The organism is Bacteroides sp. GD17 (assembly GCF_038448625.1).
Taxonomy (GTDB): Bacteria; Bacteroidota; Bacteroidia; order Bacteroidales; family Bacteroidaceae; genus Bacteroides.
This window is the reverse complement of sequence record NZ_JBCEZS010000005.1, coordinates 253,733-275,432: the sequence shown is the minus strand read 5'-3', so window position 1 is coordinate 275,432 and position 21,700 is coordinate 253,733. Positions and strand designations below refer to the sequence as shown.

17 protein-coding genes are annotated in these 21,700 nt (G+C 48.6%); 1 reads left to right on the top strand and 16 read right to left on the bottom strand.

Annotated elements, in window-relative coordinates; translation table 11 throughout:
- Positions 1-40 precede the first annotated feature (40 nt).
- Positions 41-2,827: a sensor histidine kinase gene (locus AAE250_RS10105; protein WP_294598142.1), complete on the top strand. Its 2,787-nt coding sequence runs from the start codon at positions 41-43 to the stop codon at positions 2,825-2,827.
- 38 nt (positions 2,828-2,865) lie between these two features.
- Here the strand turns inward: AAE250_RS10105 and AAE250_RS10100 are convergent, their stop codons facing one another.
- From AAE250_RS10100 to AAE250_RS10025, 16 genes are all read right to left on the bottom strand, one after another.
- Positions 2,866-4,305, bottom strand: a complete 1,440-nt coding sequence (locus tag AAE250_RS10100; RefSeq protein WP_294598106.1) for an NADH-quinone oxidoreductase subunit N — start codon at positions 4,303-4,305, stop codon at positions 2,866-2,868.
- Between the two features lie 11 nt (positions 4,306-4,316).
- Positions 4,317-5,798 carry a complex I subunit 4 family protein gene (locus AAE250_RS10095; protein ID WP_294598103.1) on the bottom strand — a complete coding sequence of 494 codons (1,482 nt, stop codon included), beginning with the start codon at positions 5,796-5,798 and terminating at the stop codon, positions 4,317-4,319.
- A 27-nt stretch (positions 5,799-5,825) separates the two neighbouring features.
- Positions 5,826-7,742, bottom strand: coding sequence for an NADH-quinone oxidoreductase subunit L (gene nuoL / locus AAE250_RS10090; RefSeq protein ID WP_294598101.1), 1,917 nt, complete (start codon positions 7,740-7,742; stop codon positions 5,826-5,828).
- A gap of 153 nt (positions 7,743-7,895) precedes the next feature.
- Positions 7,896-8,204: an NADH-quinone oxidoreductase subunit NuoK gene (gene nuoK, locus AAE250_RS10085; protein WP_294598140.1), complete on the bottom strand. Its 309-nt coding sequence runs from the start codon at positions 8,202-8,204 to the stop codon at positions 7,896-7,898.
- A gap of 52 nt (positions 8,205-8,256) precedes the next feature.
- Positions 8,257-8,769 carry an NADH-quinone oxidoreductase subunit J family protein gene (locus tag AAE250_RS10080; protein ID WP_294598098.1) on the bottom strand — a complete coding sequence of 171 codons (513 nt, stop codon included), beginning with the start codon at positions 8,767-8,769 and terminating at the stop codon, positions 8,257-8,259.
- Between the two features lie 178 nt (positions 8,770-8,947).
- Positions 8,948-9,430 carry a 4Fe-4S binding protein gene (locus tag AAE250_RS10075; protein ID WP_294598096.1) on the bottom strand — a complete coding sequence of 161 codons (483 nt, stop codon included), beginning with the start codon at positions 9,428-9,430 and terminating at the stop codon, positions 8,948-8,950.
- A gap of 12 nt (positions 9,431-9,442) precedes the next feature.
- On the bottom strand, positions 9,443-10,519 hold the full coding sequence (gene nuoH, locus AAE250_RS10070; protein ID WP_294598093.1) for an NADH-quinone oxidoreductase subunit NuoH: 1,077 nt from the start codon (positions 10,517-10,519) through the stop codon (positions 9,443-9,445).
- A gap of 1 nt (position 10,520) precedes the next feature.
- Positions 10,521-12,113 (bottom strand): NADH-quinone oxidoreductase subunit D, encoded by a 1,593-nt coding sequence (locus AAE250_RS10065; protein ID WP_294598090.1) that lies wholly within the window; start codon positions 12,111-12,113, stop codon positions 10,521-10,523.
- A gap of 8 nt (positions 12,114-12,121) precedes the next feature.
- Positions 12,122-12,712, bottom strand: coding sequence for an NADH-quinone oxidoreductase subunit B (locus tag AAE250_RS10060; RefSeq protein WP_294598087.1), 591 nt, complete (start codon positions 12,710-12,712; stop codon positions 12,122-12,124).
- Complete coding sequence (locus AAE250_RS10055) at positions 12,703-13,053, bottom strand: NADH-quinone oxidoreductase subunit A (protein WP_294598084.1); 351 nt, start codon at positions 13,051-13,053, stop codon at positions 12,703-12,705. The genes AAE250_RS10060 and AAE250_RS10055 overlap by 10 nt, the downstream gene beginning before the upstream one ends.
- A 115-nt stretch (positions 13,054-13,168) precedes the next feature.
- Positions 13,169-13,540 (bottom strand): hypothetical protein, encoded by a 372-nt coding sequence (locus tag AAE250_RS10050; RefSeq protein ID WP_294598080.1) that lies wholly within the window; start codon positions 13,538-13,540, stop codon positions 13,169-13,171.
- A gap of 102 nt (positions 13,541-13,642) precedes the next feature.
- On the bottom strand, positions 13,643-15,094 hold the full coding sequence (locus AAE250_RS10045; protein ID WP_294598078.1) for a TrkH family potassium uptake protein: 1,452 nt from the start codon (positions 15,092-15,094) through the stop codon (positions 13,643-13,645).
- 19 nt (positions 15,095-15,113) lie between these two features.
- A complete protein-coding gene (gene trkA, locus AAE250_RS10040) occupies positions 15,114-16,454 on the bottom strand; it encodes a Trk system potassium transporter TrkA (protein ID WP_294598075.1) in 1,341 nt (446 codons plus the stop codon).
- Positions 16,451-17,302: a BRO-N domain-containing protein gene (locus tag AAE250_RS10035; protein ID WP_294598072.1), complete on the bottom strand. Its 852-nt coding sequence runs from the start codon at positions 17,300-17,302 to the stop codon at positions 16,451-16,453. Before AAE250_RS10035 ends, trkA begins: the two co-directional genes overlap by 4 nt.
- A gap of 2 nt (positions 17,303-17,304) precedes the next feature.
- On the bottom strand, positions 17,305-19,206 hold the full coding sequence (gene dxs / locus AAE250_RS10030; RefSeq protein WP_294598069.1) for a 1-deoxy-D-xylulose-5-phosphate synthase: 1,902 nt from the start codon (positions 19,204-19,206) through the stop codon (positions 17,305-17,307).
- A 260-nt stretch (positions 19,207-19,466) separates the two neighbouring features.
- Positions 19,467-21,647, bottom strand: coding sequence for a DUF4842 domain-containing protein (locus tag AAE250_RS10025; RefSeq protein WP_294598066.1), 2,181 nt, complete (start codon positions 21,645-21,647; stop codon positions 19,467-19,469).
- Between the last annotated feature and the right edge of the window lie 53 nt (positions 21,648-21,700).

Below are 21,700 nucleotides of genomic sequence, written 5' to 3'. Positions count from 1 at the left end.
TTTTATGGCTACATTTGTATCTAAATTCAATTGTAAAGACATGGCAACTTCTACTTACGATGATAGTGAGCGCTTTCGCCGGCTCTCCACTTTAGGGAGAATAGGATGGTGGGAAGCTGATTTTTCCTCAAAACAATATCTCTGTTCCGAATATGTGCGTGATTTGTTCGGAATAGAAGGAGATACATTGACTTTTGAGGACTTCTATCAGATGATACGTGAGGACTACCGGGTTCGCATCGCCCGTGAATTTGCATTTGCACAGAATCTGGAGGTTTACGAACAGACTTTTCCTATTAATTCTGCCGAGGGCGTTGTGTGGGTACATTCGCGTGTAGGATATAAAGAACGCTTGCCGGATGGAACACCAATAAAAACTTTCGGCGTGTTGCAGCGTGTGGAAGTACCTGAAGATGAACGGGAAAAGACAGCAGCACAGCGTGTCAATGATTTGTTGTATCGTCAAAACTCCATTTCCCGTTCTTTATTCCGTTTCTTGAAGGATGAAGAGATGGGATCGGGCATTTATGAGATATTGAGAGATATTCTCGATTTCTTTCACGGTGGCCGCGTATATATATTCGAGTACGATGAGTCCTATCAGTATCAGGATTGCACTTATGAGGTGGTAGCTGCAGGTGTTCCTCCGGAGATTAATGATTTACAGAAACTATCTACTGAGTCTATCCCATGGTGGACGTCGCAGATTCTGGCACAAAAACCTATTCTGCTGGAATCGCTGAGCCAGTTGCCCAAAGATGCATTTGGCGAATATGAAGTGTTGTCCAGGCAGAACATCAAGTCTCTTATGGTTGTCCCGCTGGTTACAGACGATCAGGTGTGGGGATATATGGGGGTGGATTTGGTGGACCGCCATGTATTGTGGTCCAATGAAGACTATCAATGGTTGAACTCTCTGTCCAATATAATCAGCATCTGCATTGAACTGCGCAAGGCAAAAGATGAGGCGATTCGCGAACGGAGTTTCCTCGGCAATCTATTCCGTTATATGCCTTTGGGATATGTACGTATGTCCATTGTGCGCGATAAGGAGGATAAGCCTTGTGATTATCGTATAACGGATGCTAACCAGATACTCTCTGATTTCTTAGGAACAGAGGTGTCGGAATATGTGGGGAGAGTGGCTTCTACCATCTATAGTGATGCAACGTCCAGACTGGAGCTATTGATTGAAATCTTGGAGAGTGGGGTGCATAAAGAACTTGATCTCTCCTTTGAACGTACCGGTAGAGTATGCCATGTCGTGATGTACTCGCCCGAAAAGAATGAGGTGGTTGCTTTGTTCCTGGACACTACGGAGACTATACAGGCACATCAGGCGCTGGACCGTAGCGAGAAGTTATTCCGCAATATCTTCACCAATATACCTGCCGGGGTGGAGATTTACGACAAAGACGGCTATATGGTAGATATCAACAACGAGGATATGGAGATTTTCGGTGTTCGGGATAAATCGGATGTGATCGGAGTCAATCTGTTTATGAATCCCAATCTCCCTCTCCAGTTGGTAGAGCGGATACGGACGGAAGATAGTATTGATTTTCGCTTGGACTATGCGTTTGAACGTACCTCCGGCTATTATCCTGCTGCCAGAAGTGGTATAATCAACCTCTATACCAAAGTTAGTAAGATTTATGACAGTAAGGGGAACTTTACCGGTTATGCCCTGATTAATATAGATAATACGGAGCGGATCGATGCATTGAGCCGTATCTGCGACTTCGAGAACTTCTTCTTGCTCATCTCCGATTACGCCAAAGTGGGCTATGCCAAGCTGAATCTGCTGGATCGGAAAGGCTATGCCATCAAGCAATGGTATAAGAATATGGGCGAGGATGAGAACACGCCATTGGCCGACGTTGTGGGCGTTTATGGGAAAATGCATCCCGATGACAGGAAGCGCATGCTGGACTTCTTCCGGAAGGCGCATGCCGGTGAAGCTAAGCACTTCAAGGGAGAAATGCGTGTCAAGCGTCCGGGCGAGAAGCATGCCTGGAACTGGATACGTACGAATGTCGTCGTCAATCTGTATGACCCGGAGAACGGGCAGATAGAGTTGATCGGTGTCAACTATGACATTACGGAGTTGAAAGAAACGGAAACTATGTTGATTGAGGCCAAGGAGAAGGCAGAAATGGCAGACCGCCTGAAGAGTGCTTTCCTTGCCAATATGAGCCATGAGATACGTACTCCGCTGAATGCGATAGTCGGCTTTTCCAGTATGATGGCCGAGACGGAGGATGTGGAGGAAAAGAAGCAATACATGGCTATTGTAGAGGAGAATAATGACTTGCTGCTGCAACTGATTTCCGATATTCTGGACTTGTCGAAGATTGAAGCGGGTACTTTTGACTTTGTGGAGAAAGAGTTGGATGCGAATCTGCTATGCGAGGATATTGTACGCGCCATGCAGATGAAAGCGAAGCCGGGGGTTGAGGTTATCTTCGACCGCCATCTGCCGGAGTGCCGGATGGTGAGCGACCGTAACCGCTTGAACCAGGTCATTTCCAATTTTGTGAATAACGCCATCAAGTTTACCACCACTGGTAGTATCCGTGTGGGATATGACCGGATCGATGAAAATCATTTGCGCTTTTATGTTGCCGATACGGGCATCGGTATTGAGCCGGAAAGACAGGAGGAGATTTTCGACCGTTTCGTGAAGCTGAATACCTTTGTGCATGGCACAGGATTGGGGCTTTCTATCAGCAAGAGCATTGTAGAACAGTTGGGAGGTACCATCGGAGTGGATAGTGAGGTAGGGAAGGGGTCTTGCTTCTGGTTTGTGTTGCCGGTAGGGGGATAATTATCCCTCGCTCCCCAGAAGGAGAACGAGGGATTGTTTTATAATCCGAACGAGAACTTGTCAATGGATTGATAAACCACACTGGCGATACTCAATACGATAATTCCCAAAGTACATATAGCAAGGCTGGCACGCGTGTAATTGTCGCTACGGAAGGCGGCAATCGGCTCGTCGCTCTTGTTGATATACATGGCCTTTACTATTTTCAGGTAATAGTAGAGTGAGAGTACCGTGTTGACCAATGCGATGAACACCAACAGATGGAACCCGCTGTGGAAAGCCGCTGCAAAGATAAAGAACTTCGAGAAGAAGCCTGCAAACGGCGGAATGCCGGCCAGGGAGAATAGTGCCAATGTCATCAGGAAAGCCAGCTTAGGATTAGTGCTGTACAGTCCGTTGTACTCTTCGAGCGTGAATTTATGCGCCCGCAGTGCTACAATCGTAATGACGGTAAATACACTGAGGTTGGCGAACAAGTAAATCAATACATAATAAACCAGTGACGTCATACCCTGAGACGTTCCGCTGATAACACCCAGCATGATGTAACCTGCCTGTGAGATACTTGAGAAAGCCATCAATCGCTTCAGGTTCTCCTGACGTAAGGCGAAAAGATTGGCCAATGTGATAGAAGCAATGATAACCCAGTAAAGCACTTCCTGCCATTGATCCACCATCGGAGCGAATACCTTGATAAGTACCGTCATCAGTACGAAAGCGGCGGAACCTTTGGAGATAACGCTCAGGTAGGCCGTCACCGTACTTGGTGCTCCTTCGTACACATCTGCCGTCCAAAGGTGGAACGGTACCAGCGAAATCTTGAAGCCCATGCCGGCAAAGAAGAATACAAATGCCATTATCTGCAACGGATTGCCTTCCAGACGTGTTGCAATATCGGCAAAATAGAGTGTACCTACCGAACCGTAAATCAGAGATATACCGTACAGCAGCAACCCGCTCGAAAAGAGTGCCGTCAGGATATACTTGGCACCAGCTTCGGCCGAGTGGTGGCGATACTTGTCGAAGGCTACCAGTGCAGCCATCGGAATACTGGCCGTTTCCAGTCCGATGAAGAACATCAGGAAGTGTCCTGCCGAAATCATGAAGTACATGCCCAGCAACGTAGAGAGCGTCAGTACGTAGAACTCACCCTGTTTTACCGCCGTGTCGGGACGGCGCATCCATTCGTGTGCCATCAGGAACACAATCAGCGTACCTACACTGAGGATAGACTTTACGATGCTTTGTATCGGCGTATTGTGATACATCCCGCCGAAGGCGTCGGCCACCGGACCGGGGACTATCGTTATCAGTGTATGTATGGCAAGCAGTACGATCGGCAGCATGGTGTTCAGCACCGGCTTGCCGTCATTCTTGTGTGCGTCGGGACTCATGAAGAGGTCTGCCACGAAGAGGATGAGGATGACTACTATCAGCGACAACTCTTCTTTGAGTAGTAGGAATTGAGAATAATCCATATCGTTAATTCTTAATTAAATACATTTACTATCGGTAAAACACTGTCTCCAATCATTCCGCTTATCCACCACGGCGCCATACCGAGGGCGGCCACGCAGGCAATGAGGATGATGACGGCTGTACGCTCATCCCAAGTGGCATCGGTCAGAGTAAGATGATGCTTGTTGGTGCACGTTCCGTAGATGATGCGGCCTACGAGGCGGAGGATATATACCGCCGTAATCACAATCGAGGCACAGGCAATCACCGTCCACACCCGGTGGAAGGTATCAGGATGCTGGAACGAACCGGTGAAGATAGTCATCTCGGCCACGAAACCGCTAAGTCCCGGCAAGCCCAGGTTTGCCAAACCGGCTATTACATAGCAGACTGCCAGGAAAGGCATAATCTTCATCAGGCCGCTGAGTTCGCGTACATCGCGTGTATGGGTACGTCCGTATATCATACCGATAAGGGCGAAGAAGAGAGCCGTCATCAATCCGTGCGAGAGCATTTGCAATACAGCACCCGTTGCCGCCGTCTGGTTCATCATCAGGATGGCGAAAAGTACCAGGCCGCAGTGTGACACGGAAGAGTAGGCATTGATATACTTCAAGTCCGTCTGTACGCAAGCCGAGAAGGCACCGTACACCACGGAGATACCGGTAAGGATCAGAAATATCCAACCCAGTTCCTGCGCAGCTTCGGGCATCAGATACATGGCGATGCGGAAACATCCGTAACCTCCCAGCTTCATCAGTACGCCGGCATGCAGCATGGATACTGCCGTCGGTGCCGAAGCATGACCATCGGGGCTCCATGTGTGGAACGGAAACAAGGCACCCAGCACGCCGAAGCCGAGGAAGGTAAGCGGAAACCAGATACGTTGTTGCTCAATGGGAATGTTGTGAAGTTGTGCTATCTCCAGCAGGTTCATGGTCGTTCCGCCCGAACCGTAATAGATGCCCAGGATGCCGATAAGCAGGAATGCGGAACCGCCCATCAGCATCAGAGTCAGCTTCATGGCAGAGTACTCCTTGCGTCCCGAACCCCATACACCGATAAGCAGATACATCGGGATAAGGGCCACCTCGTAGAACATGAACATGGTGAACAAGTCCGTGGAGATGAAGAAACCGAATACACCCATGGAGAGGAATACAAACCACAGGAAATATTCCTTCGTCAGCGGCTGCAACCGCCAGGAAGCGAATGTTCCGGTAAAGACGATGATGGCAGAGAGCAGCAGCATGGCTACCGAGATGCCGTCCACCCCTACGGAGTAGTGAATATGGAGCGCCGGATACCAGGCTACATCGGCACGAAACAGCATTTCGTCCGTAGCGCCCGCAGAGCGTGCATTGAGATAAGCAATAGTCAGCCCCACCGCTGCCAGCACCAATGCCGATGCTCCGATGACCATCACCGCGCGTATCTGCGCGATGTTACGGCTGAGCCAGAGTCCCAGCAGCATCAGGAGGGGGATGAGTACGAAGATTGATAAGAAGTTCATAATGAGTTATGAGTTATAAGTTATGAGTTATAATAACAGCAGCAATATCAGTGCAAGCGTACCCAGCAGGAATACAAGTGTATATTGCTGGACTTGTCCGCTTTGCAAGCCGCGAATCTCGTCGCTGGTAGTATTGGCGCTCCAGGCAAGGAAGTTGAAGAAGCCGTCTACTACGTGGCGGTCCCACCAGGCAATGGGACGGCAGATGCAGCCGAAGATAATCTTGTGCGTGATGAACTGATACACCTCGTCGATGTAGAAGCGGTGATAGGCCGCCGTCCACAAACCGCGGAAGCGGCGGGCCAGCGCATTGGCCACAGGCTGCTTGCTGCCTGCATATATATAAGTGGCAATCGCGATGGAGGCAGCAGCTACAACAATACTTGTGCCTGCTACTGCCCAATCGAGATGAATATCGTATGCCTCGCCGTTGGCACTGATGAAGTGTCCGAAAGGAAGTACGAACTGCCAGCCGCCTACTACGGTAATGGCTGCGAGGAACATTAGCGGGAAGGTCATGGCAAGCGGACTTTCGTGGGGCGTATGCTCATGGCTTCCATCGCTTGTCGACTTCTGCCGGGGCGCTACGCCCCCCCAAAAGATACCATAATAGAGTCGGAACATATAGAAGGCTGTCATTGCTGCAATCACTGTCATAATCCATCCCATTGCCGGGCTGAACTGGAAGCACGCCGTCAGTATCTCGTCTTTGGAGAAGAAACCGGAGAACGGAGGAATACCTGCAATGGCAAGACAGGCAATCAGGAATGTGATATGCGTGATGGGCATATATTTCCGCAGCCCGCCCATGGCAGACATTTCATTGCTGTGTACCGCATGGATAATGCTACCTGCCCCCAGGAAGAGCAACGCCTTGAACATGGCATGTGTAAACAGGTGATACATGCCCGCCATATAGCCCAGTCCGCCATGATGCGGGTCGGTCGATGTGCATACACCGAGCGCTACCATCATAAAGCCGATCTGCGAAATGGTGGAGAATGCCAGCACGCGCTTGATATCGCTTTGTACACAAGCCACACTGGCAGCATAGAACGCCGTGAACGCCCCTACATAAGCTACGATGTGCAGCACATCCGGAGCATATTCTATAAACAGCGGGAACATGCGTGCCACCAGGTAGACACCTGCCACCACCATCGTAGCGGCATGAATCAGCGCACTGACCGGTGTAGGGCCTTCCATTGCATCGGGCAACCAGATGTGCAGCGGGAACATGGCACTCTTTCCGGCACCACCGATGAACATCAGTCCCAATGCCAACGGAATCATAGCGGCACCGCCTTTCAGCAGCGCCATTTCATTGGGGTGGAACGTGTAAGTTCCGGCATAGTAACCATAGATCAGAATACCAATCAGGAAACCCAGGTCGGCAAAGCGGGTCACGATGAATGCCTTCTTTGAGGCGGCTATGGCGGCCGGTTTCGTATAGTAGAAGCCTATCAGCAGATAGGAAGACACACCCACCAGCTCCCAGAACAGATACATCTGGAAGATATTGGTTGCTACCACCAGTCCCAGCATGGACATGGTGAAGAGGCTCAGGAATGCATAATAGCGCTGGAACCCCCGTTCACCCTTCATGTAGCCGAAGGAGTAGATGTGTACCATGAACGAAACGGTACTTATCACAATTAGCATCATCACCGAAATGGGATCGAGCAGAATGCCCATGTCGATGCTGAGTGACGGGGTGAAGGGCAGCCACGTGAAGTTGTAGGGCATCAGTGTGGCATACGTTCCGTCCGCCAGTCGGGGAGCGCTGAAGTACAGTCCTGCAGTGAGATAGGAGAGTACTGCAACCGCGCCCAGCACCACGGTGCCGATAAGTCCGGCCGTGCGGTGCGACATCCATTTGCCTCCCAGTCCCAAGGTCAGGAAGGAGAGGAAAGGAAGGAGAAGAATCAGAATTGTATATTCCATATATACTATGTTTATCAGTTATTATTCATGTTATACTGTTGCGGCATCCGTAACAGTACTTATACGGCACCCGCAACAGTACTTATGCGGCACCCGTCTTCGGTCGTATACGGCATCCGTCTCTGACCGTATACGATACCCGTCTCAGTAGCGCTACCATTTCATCTCGTCCAGCTTCCCTACTTGGATGCTGCGGATGTTGCGGTAGATGTTAATCATAATGGCGATGGCCACTGCTGTTTCTGCTGCTGAGATGGCGATGGAGAACAGCGAGAAGAAATAGCCTTCCAGTCCTCCGGGGAACAGAAAACGGTTGAACACGGCGAAGTTGATATCCGTTGCATTCAGTATCAACTCGATCGAAATCAATATCGCCAATGTGTTACGGCGGGTAAAGAACCCGTAGATACCGGCGAAAAACATGATAGCCGAGACTATCAGATAATATTCCATGTGGATCATCATGACATGTTTTTTAGTAGTTAGTAGTTAGTAGTTGGTAGTAACTACTTCTTTATCTCTTTCGGGCAATGAGCAAACCGCCCACGATGCAGGCCAGCAACAGGATGCTGACCGCTTCGAACGGGAGCAGGTAGCCATACTTTTCACCGCTCAGCATGTGATAGCCGATGGTCTTGATGTTGACCTCCAAAGGCTCTACATCCGTGGTTGCGATGAACCGATGTTTCAGGGTGATGAACAATACGATGATAGCTCCACCTACAGTGGCTCCCAATCCGGCAAGGAATCGGCTGCGTTTCAGCTTGTCTACAACGTCGCCTTCACCACTGGTCAGCAGGATGGAGAAGACGTAGAGCACGACAATGCCGCCGGCATAAACCATGATCTGTACGGAACCGAGGAAGGTATACCCCAGCAGGAAGTAGATGCCTGCCGTACCGAAGAGTACGAACAGCAGGTATGTAGCCGAACGCACCATACGGCTGGTGGTCACCGTCAGAATGGAAAATACGGTGATGAAAGCCGCAAGGAAGTAGAATACTACTGTTTCAAGATTTATTTCCATGATGTTTATTTTGTTACTATTTAAATCTATCTTTATTCTCCTCCTCCTGGGAGGAGGAGTACCCGAAGGGGGAGGTGGTAGGAAGGAAAAGATTCCTTTGAAAGAATGATTCTGTTTATGTGTTCACCTACCACCCCGCCCTTTGGGCACCCCTCCTCCCGGGAGGAGGGGAATTAAGTTACTCTGTTTTCTTCTTCTCAATTACTCGACTACCCGGTCGGTTCAGCGTCATTACCAGTCGTGTCCGGTCGAAGACTGCATGCTCAAAGTCCTGATCGAATGTGATGGCATCGTGCGGGCAGGCATTCACACAAAGCTGGCAGAACATGCACGAACCGAGGTCGTATTCGTACTTTGCCAATATCTTCTTTTTCTTGCCGTCTTCGGTCTCTATCATTTCGCTGGTTACGCGGATGGTGTCGTTGGGACAAGCCATCTGGCACAGACCGCAGGCAATGCAGTGATGCTCGTTTTGCTCGTTATGAGGCATGGTCAGCGTGCCACGGAAGCGGTCGGACAATTTCAGTGTCGCGCGGTTCTCGGGATATTGTTCGGTAGTCTTCTTGCGGCAGAATACGGTCATGGTGGTTTTCATACCCGTCAGCAAGGAACTGATGCCGTGGATGAGGCCGCCGAAATAGGAGTTATGTTCTTTTTCCATCTTGTTCATCCTTTAAAAGTGTAGCCCGAAGACTACGATTAATACCATTAATATCAAGTTCACCATGCTGATAGGCACCAGGTACTTCCATTCCAGGTTCAGAATCTGGTCGATACGCAGGCGGGGGAATGTCCACTTGATCCACATCAGCAGGAATACTACAAAGAATGCCTTGCCGAAGAACCAGACGAAACCGGGAATGTAATCCATCACCGCATTGAAACCATCCAGCCCCATGATGTGCAGCGGCATCCAGCCTCCCAGGAAGATGGTGGCAGCCACACTGGCTACAATGAACAGGTTCAGATACTCCGCCAGGTAGAAGAAGCCGAAACCCATACCGGAGTATTCCGTATGATATCCGGCAGTCAACTCGCTTTCAGCTTCCGGCAGGTCGAAAGGCCCGCGGTTGGTTTCCGCATTTCCGGCGATGAGGTAGATGATGAAAGCAATCAGTGCGGGGATGTGCCCTTTGAAGATGAACCAGCCGTCGGCCTGTCCCTCTACAATCTCGGAGAACTGCATGGTTCCCATCAGCACTACCATCGTCAGTATGCTCAGTCCGCAGGACAGTTCGTAACTGATGATTTGTGCACCGCTTCGCATGGCTCCGATCAACGAGAACTTATTGTTGGAACTCCATCCTGCCAGCAGAATACCTACCACACCGATGCTCGATGCAGCCAGCAGGAAGAACACACCTACATTGAAGTCAAGCACCTCCAACCCTTTGCTGACGGGCAGGCAGGCGAATGTAAGGAACGAAGCGATAATCACCATGAATGGCGCCAGGTTATAAAGGAATCGGTCGGAGAACCGCAGGTCGATGATTTCCTTCGTCAGCATCTTGATGACGTCGCAGGGCACTTGGAGCAATCCCCATTTCCCTACACGCATCGGACCGAGGCGGCATTGGAAAAAGGCGCATATCTTGCGCTCCATATAAATCAGGATAATGGCAAGTACGGCGTACATCAGGATGATGCATACGCCTATCACCACGCATTCAAGGAATATTGCCAGACCTTCCGGCATGAGGGAAGTCAGCGTCTGGTGAATCCAGTTGGTTACTATACTAAAGTCAAACATATTATCTATCAATATCTGGTACTACATAATCCAATGTTCCGCCAATGGCAATCAGGTCGGCAATCTTCGCACCGCGCGATATGGTATCTACTACCGATACCAGCGGCAATCCGGTGGAGCGGAAGTGCAGACGGTAGGGCATCTTGTCGCCGTGGCTTTCGAGGAAGACGCCGAATTCGCCGCGGCTGCCTTCAACGGCGGCGTAGTAGCTACCTTCCGGTACGCGGATAATCGGTTTCATCTTTTCCTGGTAAGCGCCTTCGGGAATGTTGTCTATCAGTTGCTCGATAATCTTCAGGCTCTCCAGTATTTCGTCCATACGGACGAGGTAACGTGCCCAGGAGTCGCCTTCGGTGCGGACAATTTCTTTGAAGTCCACCTTATTGTATACGCCGTACGGCATGCGTTTGCGAACGTCGCATGCCCAACCGCTGGCGCGTCCCGTGCCTCCGGTAGCGCCGAAGGCAATGGCATCTTCCAGGGACAGTACGCCTACACCCTTCAGACGTTGCTGCGCGATGATGTTTCCGGTGAATACTTCGTGGTACTCGTGCAGAATGCCCCGCAGGTAGGGGATGAACTCTTTCACCTTCTTTACAAAACCGGGAGCTATATCGGCCTGCACACCGCCTATGGTGTTGTAGTTCATGATGAGGCGTCCGCCGCAAGTTTCCTCGAAGATGTCGAGTATCTTTTCGCGGTCGCGGAAGCCGTAGAAGAAGGCGGTCAGAGCACCCAGGTCCATGGCAAGACAGGAGTAGAACAGCAAATGCGAATCAATTCGTTGCAGCTCGTCCATGATGGTACGGATGTACTGCACGCGTTCGCTTACTTCTACGCCCATGGCTTTTTCGATACACATGCACAAGGCGTGACGGTTCTGGTGTGCTCCCAAGTAGTCCAGACGGTCGGTCAGTGCCAGTGTCTGCGGGTAAGTGAGGCTTTCGCACATCTTCTCGATGCCCCGGTGGATGTAACCGCAGTTGGCATCAATCTTGTCGATGTTTTCACCCTCCAGAGATACGCGGAAACGCATTACACCGTGAGTAGCAGGGTGCTGGGGGCCGATGTTGACTACGTACTCATCGTCACCGAAGAGTTTCAGTTCTTTATTCTTGACGGTGCCGTCGGGGTTCAGCTCCAACTCGGTGGTGGTATCGACGGTCTCTTCATTGTCCATGCGTAGCGGGTTCTGCGCTTCGGGGTCATCGTCCTTGCGCAACGGATAGCCTACCCAGTCGTTGCGCAGATAGAGGCGACGCATATCGGGGTGGCCGATAAAGACAATACCGTAGAAATCGTACACTTCGCGTTCGTTGAAGTCGGCAGCTTTCCAGATGTCACTGACGGAGGGGAGTTCGGGGCGTTCCCGGTTCAGGGTGGCGGTGCGTACTGCTGTCCGTTTCCCCGTGCTGGTCGATTCCAGCAGATAGACAACACCCAGTCCTCTGGGGGTATCAGGCGTATCTTTTTCTGCATCCGGTTCTCCCCAGTCCATACCGCTCAGGCATTCCAGGAAGTCCATCTGTTCTTCTTGCCGCAGGCGCAGCATCTCGTCGTGCAAGGCTGCGGGCTCTATATATCTTATTTCCATATCTATCATTACTCTTCTTTCGGTTTTTCTTCCTGTCGGTTCACTCCGCCGAAGTATTTCTCAATTTTCACTTTGCGTTGCAGTTGCATCATACCGTAGTAGAATGCTTCGGGACGTGGAGGGCAACCGGGGATATATACGTCTACCGGCAATATCTTATCCACCCCGTTCAGCACATGGTAGGACTTCTTGAACGGGCCTCCGCTGACGGCACAACCGCCCACGGCAACCACATACTTTGGGTCGGGCATCTGGTCGTAAAGACGTTTCAGCACGGGGGCCATCTTGTTGGTAATCGTTCCGCAAACCATAATCATATCTGCCTGGCGCGGACTGGCGCGGGCTACTTCGAACCCAAAGCGCGCCATGTCGTAGCGGGCTGCACCGAGGGCCATAAATTCGATACCGCAACAGCTGGTTGCAAACGTAAGAGGCCACAATGAATTACTGCGTCCCCAGTTGACGAAATCGTCAAGTACGCCGAGTGCCACGTTGGCGCCTCCTGCGTTGAGTTCCCGAACCAGTTTCTCCAACGTTTCGTTGTCAGTAAACTCCTCATAAGGGATAGACTTTATTTTCGGTTTCTTCGTTATTTCCATTCCAACGCTCCTTTCCTCCAGGCATAAGCAAGGCCCAGAACTAATATAATCAGGAAGAATAAAATACTGAAAAGTCCCGCTACGCCCAGTTCGCGGGTGATGACTGCCCAGGGAAACAGGAACACCGTCTCCACCTCGAACATCAGGAACAAGATGGCAAACAGATAGTAACCTACTCGGAATTGCATCCACGATTTACCGCGGGTAGGAATACCGCACTCATACGGCTCCATCTTCTGCGGATTGTACGAACGGGGAGCTATCGCGTTGGAAAGCGCGATGACGATACCCACGAAAGCGATTGCCGTCAATAGGACGACCACTAACAAAGTAAAGTTCATAAATCTGATAAGATTTTAGATATATAATATAGATACGTCACACCGGAGGACAATACCTCTGAATCGTTGTCCGGCGGAGGAGATGGAGGCAAGCGGCAGGGCTTGCAGTCCTTCGTTAAATAATAATCTTTCTCAACCCGAATACGTAATAGTTCATATCGGGCACGGGGTGGGGAGACAGGTACAATAAGCGGTCGCACTCGGGGGCATAGGCATGCTGCTGCATCTTGTAGATGTACATGCGCCGGAAGAGGCTTTTATCGGTGGGCACTTGCGTATGGTCCACATGCTCCAGGCAGATAGAAACCGATGCCAGCAGGTCGTAAAAGTTATGGATGGCTTGTTGTGCCGTGTGGTTTTGCGATGAAATGCTGCATGTAGTATTGCTGCCGGTAGGAGTGTATACAGCGCTCGCGGCTTCCATTGCACCGTCATGCAATAAGGCTGCTAATATGATGATTATTCCATATTTAATACACTGCTTCATACCACAAATCTCTCTTTGAGGCTGCAAAGATATAATAACTATCCTTCAGTTTGCTATCTCGGCATAACAAAAAATGATTTATTTTACACTTTTTATCCTAAATCAATTCCGTTTCCAGAAATCGGGGGTGAAGAGCAGCAGTACCGTGAAGAGTTCCAGACGTCCTAAAAGCATCAGGAATGCCAGCAGCCACTTGGCTGCATAGGGCAAGGCGCTCCATGAATATGCCGGTCCGGTTTCCCCTAAGCCGGGACCCATGTTTCCTATACTGGAGATGACACAGCCAATGGACTCTTCGGAGCCGACTCCCATGGCCATCATCAGCAATACACTGATGGTGATAATGATTATATAAAGGAAGCAGAAGGCTAAAACCGTAGAGACAATGGAGGGAGAAATAACTTGTTTGTTAACTCTTACCGGCAATACGGCATTGGGATGCAGGATGTGTTTGAACTCATTTCGCGAGACTTTGGTCAGGATGACCATACGGATACATTTCAATCCGCCCGTGGTACTGCCGGCGCAGGCTCCCATCAGCATGATGATGGTGAGCAATCCCCATAGAACAGGTGTCCAAGTCATATAGTCGTCCGTAGCAAAACCGGTAGAGGTATGCAGGGAGATAACCTGGAACAAAGACTTGCGGAAAGACTCTTCTACACCCATGGAACTGGTATAATAAAGTATAACGGCAATAAGCGTGGTGAAGAATACCACCGAACCGAAGTACCATTTCAATTCCGCATTGCTGATGAACTTCTTGAACTTACGGTTGACGAACAATAATAATAAGGTGAAGTTGATGCCCGAAATGAACATGAAAGCAGAGATTACATATTCTATATAGGGCGAATGATAGTAGGCTACACTGGCCTGTTTGGTAGAGAAACCTCCCGTGCCGGTTGTTGCAAAGGCATGGCATACGCTGTCGAACCAATTCATACCTCCCAGCATCAGTAAAGCTACGAGGATGCCGGTGATACCTGCATAGATGCTCCAAATCCATTTGGCGGTGATACCGATACGGGGATGTACTTTGTCGTGCGTAGGCCCACTGGCTTCGGCGGCAAATACCTGTAAGCCACTGACGCCGAAGATGGGAAGTACGGCAATGGTGAACATGATAATTCCCAAACCGCCAATCCATTGCGTCATGCTGCGCCAGAAGAGTATGCCGTGGGGTAATGACTCGATGTCGTTCAGAATAGTGGCTCCCGTACTGCTGAAGCCGGACATGGTTTCAAAGAAAGCATCGGTGATGTTGGGAATGTATCCGCCGATATAAAAAGGCAGCATGCCGAAGAGCGAAAAAGCGACCCAAGCCAGGCTGACCAATACATATCCGTCGCGGCGTGTCAGCAATTTGTCGCCTCCTTTGCCGAGGATAGCCAGCAGCAAGCCTACCCCTGCCGTAATGCCTCCTGCTTTCCAGAAAGCCGATAAATCGCCCTCTCCATAATAGAAGGATACACCGGAACAGATGAAAAACATTATTGTTTCCAGCAATAGCAGAACGCCGATAATCCGTGTAATTGTCTTGAAATTAATCATCTCCGCTGATTACTTGTTGCTAACTAAAGTATTTTTCGATTTTCTTTATCATCATATTCAGGCAGAATACCACCACGTGGTCACCGGGTTGTATCAGTGTATTACCCATTACCACCACACCTTCTCCATGACGTATCAATCCGCCGATGGTGGTTCCTTTCGGCAATCCGAGGTCCTTTACCGGGTGTTTGGTAATCTTTGAGCCGGCTTTTACGGTGAATTCGGCCACATCGGCATTGGCAAATGTCAGGCATTTCACGTTGCTGACGTCTGCATCCAGCATCATTTGATAGATGTGGCTGGCAGCAATCATCTTTTTGTTGATGACGGTACCGATGTCAAGGCTTTCGGCCATGCCTATATAGTCGATATTCTCTACTTCTGCCACTGTTTTGCTGACTCCCATGCGCTTGGCGGCCAGACAGGCCAGAATGTTGGTTTCCGAATTACCGGTCAGGGCGACAAAGGCTTCGGTATTCTTCAGACCTTCTTCTACAAGCAGGTCCATGTCGCGTCCGTCACCGTTGATTATCATGGTGCGGTCGTCGAGCAGTTCGGTCAGGCGGTTGCAGCGGTTCAGGTCGTTGTCTACAATCTTCACCTGCATATAGTCGGGGACGTATTGTGCGGTACGTACGGCAATGCGGCTTCCGCCCATAATCATTACGTTGCGCACGTCGGCATAGTCCTCTTTGCCGGCTATCTTACGGATGTAGGGAACGTATTTTCGGGTGGTGGTGAAATAAACGATGTCATGCAGCTTGATGGTATCATCTCCTCGGGGAATCAGTGTTTCGCTGCCGCGTTTGATGGCTACCACATGGTAAGGTAACTCCGGTCCTCCCAATTCGTAGAGGGGGATATCCAGTATTTCTGCTTTTTCGCGCATCTTGGTGCCTATCAGTATCAATGCTCCGCCGCAGAATTCCCACCACTGGCGTACCCAACTCATGCGGATAGAAGATACAATCTCCTTCGCTGCAAGCATTTCCGGATAGATCAGTGAGTCTACACCTAATTTTTGGAAGAACTCTTTGTTCTTGGGAAGCAGATACTCGTAATTGTCGATGCGGGCTACGGTCTTTTGTGCACCAAGGTTATTGGCCAGCATACATGCGGTCATGTTCCGGCTTTCGTCGGGGGTGACGGCGATGAACAATTCGGCTTCTCTTACTCCTACCTCTTTCAGTCCTTTTATGGAGGTAGGGGATGCCGTAACCGTCATCAAATCAAAGTTGGAACTGAGTGTACTCAACCTTTCTTCGTTGTCGTCCATTAAAATGATGTCCTGTTTTTCACGGGACAGCAATTTGGCCAGATGTGTGCCTACTGCGCCGGCACCAGCAATAATAATTTTCATTGCTCTTTATTGCTCTTATCGTTTTTCTGTTCCATTCCCAGTACCTGTTTGGCATTTAGGGGAGAAATGACGGCTTGTCTGGTTTCTTGTTCCAGTCTTATTCTGGCTTCGCGGGCAATACCTCCGCCGCGCCGGGCAACGTCAATATGTTCGTCAAAACTCTCCGGGTTGTTGGTTTCCGAGATTTCTTTTGTTGATAACTCAGCCAGCATGTTCAACACTAACTCTTTATTAGTCATATTGTCCCGAAGGTTTTCCTTCTTCAAACCTTTAAAACGTTTATATTCCTTGGTTGTTTTGTCCGCCCAAGTCTGATAAATGATGTCTGTCAGGGTTGCGAACTGCACACCTTCTTCCAGACCGTGGCGTTTCCATTCGTCGGTCAGTTCTTTTCGTATTTCAATGCTCTTCAGGCGTTGATTTATCCAGTTATCTGAATAGCCCAGTGCTTTATACTCCATCATGGATCGTTTGATGGTCAGCTCCGGGTCTTGCATCTCGTCCAGTCGCTCTTTGGCTATTTGGGCCATCCAAAGTTTGAAAGGTTCGGCTTTGGGAGAAGGAATGGATTGGATGAGGCGGAACATTTGCTCGGTAGTCATTACATCTGTGAAACGCATTTTATTGTCAGTTGACAACATTTTTAACTGTACGATATTAGCGTACAGTTGACTTCCTTCTTTTTGTAATTTTGATTTTAAATCGCTCCAATATCTTCTGGGATTAGGACTATCAGTCAAAATCTCTATTACATCAATCACTGAAAAGTACCATTCCTCTGTTTCGTCATCCCAGAGTGTGCGCACTTTCTTTTCTTCAAATACCTTGATGGCCTCTTTCTTTGTCATGATTATATGTTATTAATCATCGCTAAAATACCTTCCTGATCCATTCCGCAAAGGTGATATAGTTCCTGAACCGTGCCATGCTCTATGAAAGTATCGGGCACGCCGATGCGTTGTACCTGCGGGGTATAGCCGTTATCAGCCATGAATTCCAGTATGGCGCTGCCCATGCCTCCCTGCCGTGTGCCATCTTCGATGGTGATGATGCGGGAAAACAACCGTCCTATCTCGTGTAGCATTTCTTCATCCAGTGGTTTGAGGAAGCGCAGGTCGTAGTGGGCAATGGAAATACCTTTTTCTTTTTCGGCCTGTTCTATGGCTTTTGCCGCGATATTTCCTATCGGGCCGAGGGTGATGACCGCGAGGTCTTTACCCTCTTTCAACTTTCGGCCTTTACCTACGGGAATTTCTTCCAGCGGGCATTTCCAGTCCAGCAAAACACCGCGACCGCGGGGGTAGCGGATGACGAACGGACCTTTGTCCGGAAGCTGTGCCGTGTACATCAGGCGACGCAGTTCATGTTCGTTCATCGGGGAAGATATGGTCAGGTTGGGGATGGGACGGAAGTATGCCAGGTCGAATACGCCGTGGTGTGTCGGACCGTCTTCGCCTACCAGACCTGCACGATCCAGGCAAAGCACGACGGGTAACCGGAGAATGGCAATGTCGTGGATGACGTTATCATAGGCCCGTTGCATGAAGGAAGAATAGATGTTGCAGAAGGGTTGCATGCCTTCCTTTGCCATGCCGCCGGAGAAAGTGGCAGCATGTCCTTCGGCAATGCCGACGTCGAAAGCGCGGTCGGGCATAAGGTCCATCAACTTATTCATGGAGCAACCGGTGGGCATGGCGGGAGTGACGCCGACGATTCTCGGGTTTTGCTCGGCCAGTTCTACTAAGGTTTCTCCGAACACATCCTGGAAAAGGGGCGGCAGGTTGCTGGTATCTGCTTTGATACGCTTGCCGGTTTCGGGATTGAACTTACCCGGTGCATGCCAGATGCCGGGATTCTTCTCCGCGGGTTCGAAGCCTTTGCCTTTGATGGTGTGCAGATGCAGGATTTTGGGGCCTTGCATATCTTTGATATCGCGGAGAATACGCGCTATATTCTTCACATCGTGTCCGTCGACGGGACCGAAGTAACGGATATTCATTCCCTCGAATATGTTTTGTTGCTGGGCTGCCATGGATTTCAGACTGTTGGCGAAGCGGATCAGGGCTTTGCGCCGGTCTTCGTTCAGGATGCCTACCTTGAACAGCAACTTGGAAGTCTTGAAGCGTAGCTGGTTATAACGGTTGCTGGTGGTCAGATTAAAGAGGTATTGTTTCATGCCGCCTACGCTACGGTCTATGGCCATGTCATTGTCGTTGAGGATAATGAGCAGGTTGTTCGGGGTGGATGAAGCGTTGTTCAGTCCTTCGAAAGCCAGTCCGCCGCTCATGCTTCCGTCTCCGATGACGGCAACGACATGGCGGTTTTGCTCTCCTTTTTCGGCAGCGGCTACAGCCATGCCCAGTGCGGCAGAAATAGAATTGGAGGCATGCCCGCAGGTGAAAGTGTCGTAATCGCTTTCAGCAGGAGATGGGAAGGGGCGGATGCCTTTGAGTTTACGGTTGGTGGAAAAGGCTTCGCGTCGGCCGGTCAGTATCTTATGGCCATAGGCTTGGTGTCCTACATCCCACACGATGCGGTCGTAAGGGGTATTGAATACGTAATGCAGGGCAACGGTCAGCTCTACGGTTCCCAGGCTGGCGGCAAAATGTCCGGGGTTGCACGAAACTTCCTTGATAATGTCTTGCCTCAATTCATTACAAACTTCCGGAAGCTGGTCTACGCTGAGTTTGCGCAGGTCTTCGGGGAATGAAATGGTGCTCAGCAAGTTATATGTTGTTGGTTCTGTTTTCATCTCTAATCTGAAGATTACAAAATGCAAAAATAGTAAAAGAAAACGGATGGCGGGAGGTTTTAGTAGAAAAAAACACAGAAGAAGGAGGTTAAGGAGAGGATGATGGCATTTGTCTAAAGGAGAAGAGCGAAAAATCTACTTTCTAAATATATAGGGGAAAGTAGATTTTTCGCTCTTCTCTTGATTATACGTTAGCTTGAAGTCAAAATATGTTTTGAATGAAGCTAATGATAGGTGATATGTTTGAGGCTGCTGGATGCTTAATTACTCATTACACTCTCACTTGTAGGATTATTGTACCAATCAGGTTCAGCAGTAGCATCTTTTGCCCATTCTGCAAAGCCTGAATATGCTTGTTCAATGCTGATCCTTTCTTCCGGCCATTTCCAAGCTCCACTTGCTATACGGATGGCATAAGGAACATTTCCCGGTTGGAAATCGCTTGTGAATTTTGGAATGTGTACTTTTCTTTCCTTTCCATCGGAAATGTAGAAGTCGCCATTATCTGTTAAATTGAAATTACTGCTAACGGTAACAGTCTCTGTTTTGGGAGTTCCTGTTGCTTCACCTGTGTTTGCAATTGTACCTGTTGGTACTCCCAAAGCTGCATGCACGTCTTCAAATATAAGTCGTTCTTTTGTTCCGTCATTGAAAGATACAGATAATTGTTTGCTTGCTCCGGCTGCTTTTAAAGTTACATCTATTACTTTTTCTCCATTTTTATCATAAGGTACGGTAACATATAATACAACATCATTGAAGTCATAGTCTCCTGCGTTTTTCTCCATGTCTTCGAAAGCGTAGGCGTAAGTTTGAACTTTGTCGCTACCACCGCCGTCAGGCTTTGAGTTGTAGCCGGGGTTACATTCGGAAGAGGGGATTGTGATGTCGGCATTGTTGAAACCAGCGTCCATTACACTTGTATCCTTATTTATGCAATGTCCGGCGGTACCATCCACAGAGTCTAAAAAATGATGATCGGATGCAAGGTATAATTTCCCATGGTAACCTATTGCATTGGCATTTCCGGGATATTTAGCAACGGCTCTGTCAATCTGTATTAATGCATAATCCCCATTATTATTATAGAAACCTCCAGGGTTATGCTCGTATGTAGCTGTGCCTTTGACTTTGAAGTATGATTTTTCTCCCATATATATTCTGGCTTGATTTAAGTACAAGTCTTGACATTCTACATAAGAACCACCATTCATTGCGAAATAGTTCTGCTCATTATCTTGGGCGATTGTAATTTTAAATTCGCCACCAATGATTAGTTTGCAGCTGTTAAGGATCTTATTGCTCTTTGCCAGGATTGTCATATTGCCGGCGGTTTCAAAGTAATTTTGGTTTTCCCATTCTTGATATTCTGCGCCTAAAAGAGCTTCTCCTGAAATGTTCACATTTCCACTATTATAGAAGATTCCTCCTCCTTGTTCCTCGAAATAAGCAGCTGATAATTCTCCTTCATTAATGAAGGTTGAATTTGTTATATTTATATTACCTGCTTTAATAGAACCTAAACTGTAAAGATAGCCGTTTGTTGAAGTCTCTAATTCATTATTTGCTAAGTCAAGAGTGCCTAAATTATAAAGAGTTGCCTGAATTTGTATTTTTCCTGTACTGGTAAGTGTTGCCTTGGGGCCTATACTAATAAGGTTTCCTGACTGTGTTAAGGCATAGCCTCCTGTTATAGTCACATTTACTCCAGGAAGTATGTATAAATGAGAATTAGGCGCAATGTACTCAAGAGTCAAAGTAACGTTCTCTGTAATATATATATTTGCACCACTTCCCCAGTTATTTATCTTATTTACTGTGGAGGTGATTTCATAATTGCCGGCTGCGCCAATTTGTCCGTCGCTCTTTGTGAGACCTAATGATTTAATAGATTCTTCTGTCGGAAAGATTTTTGTATCATTTGTGTCTGGTGCTTTGAAATTTACGACAGAAGAACTAAGGGTTGTTGTGTTACTTCTTGTTGTTATATTTTGTCCTCCGAATGTAGCTTTTATAGTTTTGTTTTCCACTGCTACCGGTTTCGCTGAACTATATCCTCTACTGTTCACCCTCATCACATGTACATATTGCAATGCTGTTGGAATATCAAATTTAAAATTCACAGTCTCTCCATCTGCCACAGTCGTTTTGGCAAGCAAAAATGCTTCTTCATCCTTATTGTAAGGATTTGATGTATAAACCTTAATCGTATAAACTTCTCCTGCAGTCTCATTAACTGATACTGTGGCGTTACAAACAGTGCTTGTTTCCCAAGTCTGATTGGGATCAATGTCTTTTACGGGGAAATTCTTTCTGGCTTCCTCCTGTACTCGATCAGGATTGTAAAGATCCTTGTTTTCCTCACATCCCGAAAGAATAAAAATTACTCCCAATGCCAACATCGGGAAAATGTTGGAAAAACTCATTCTCTTACTTTTCATGTTCTCTCTTACTTTTTAGTAAAATGTTGCGTTATATGATGATATAACAAGTT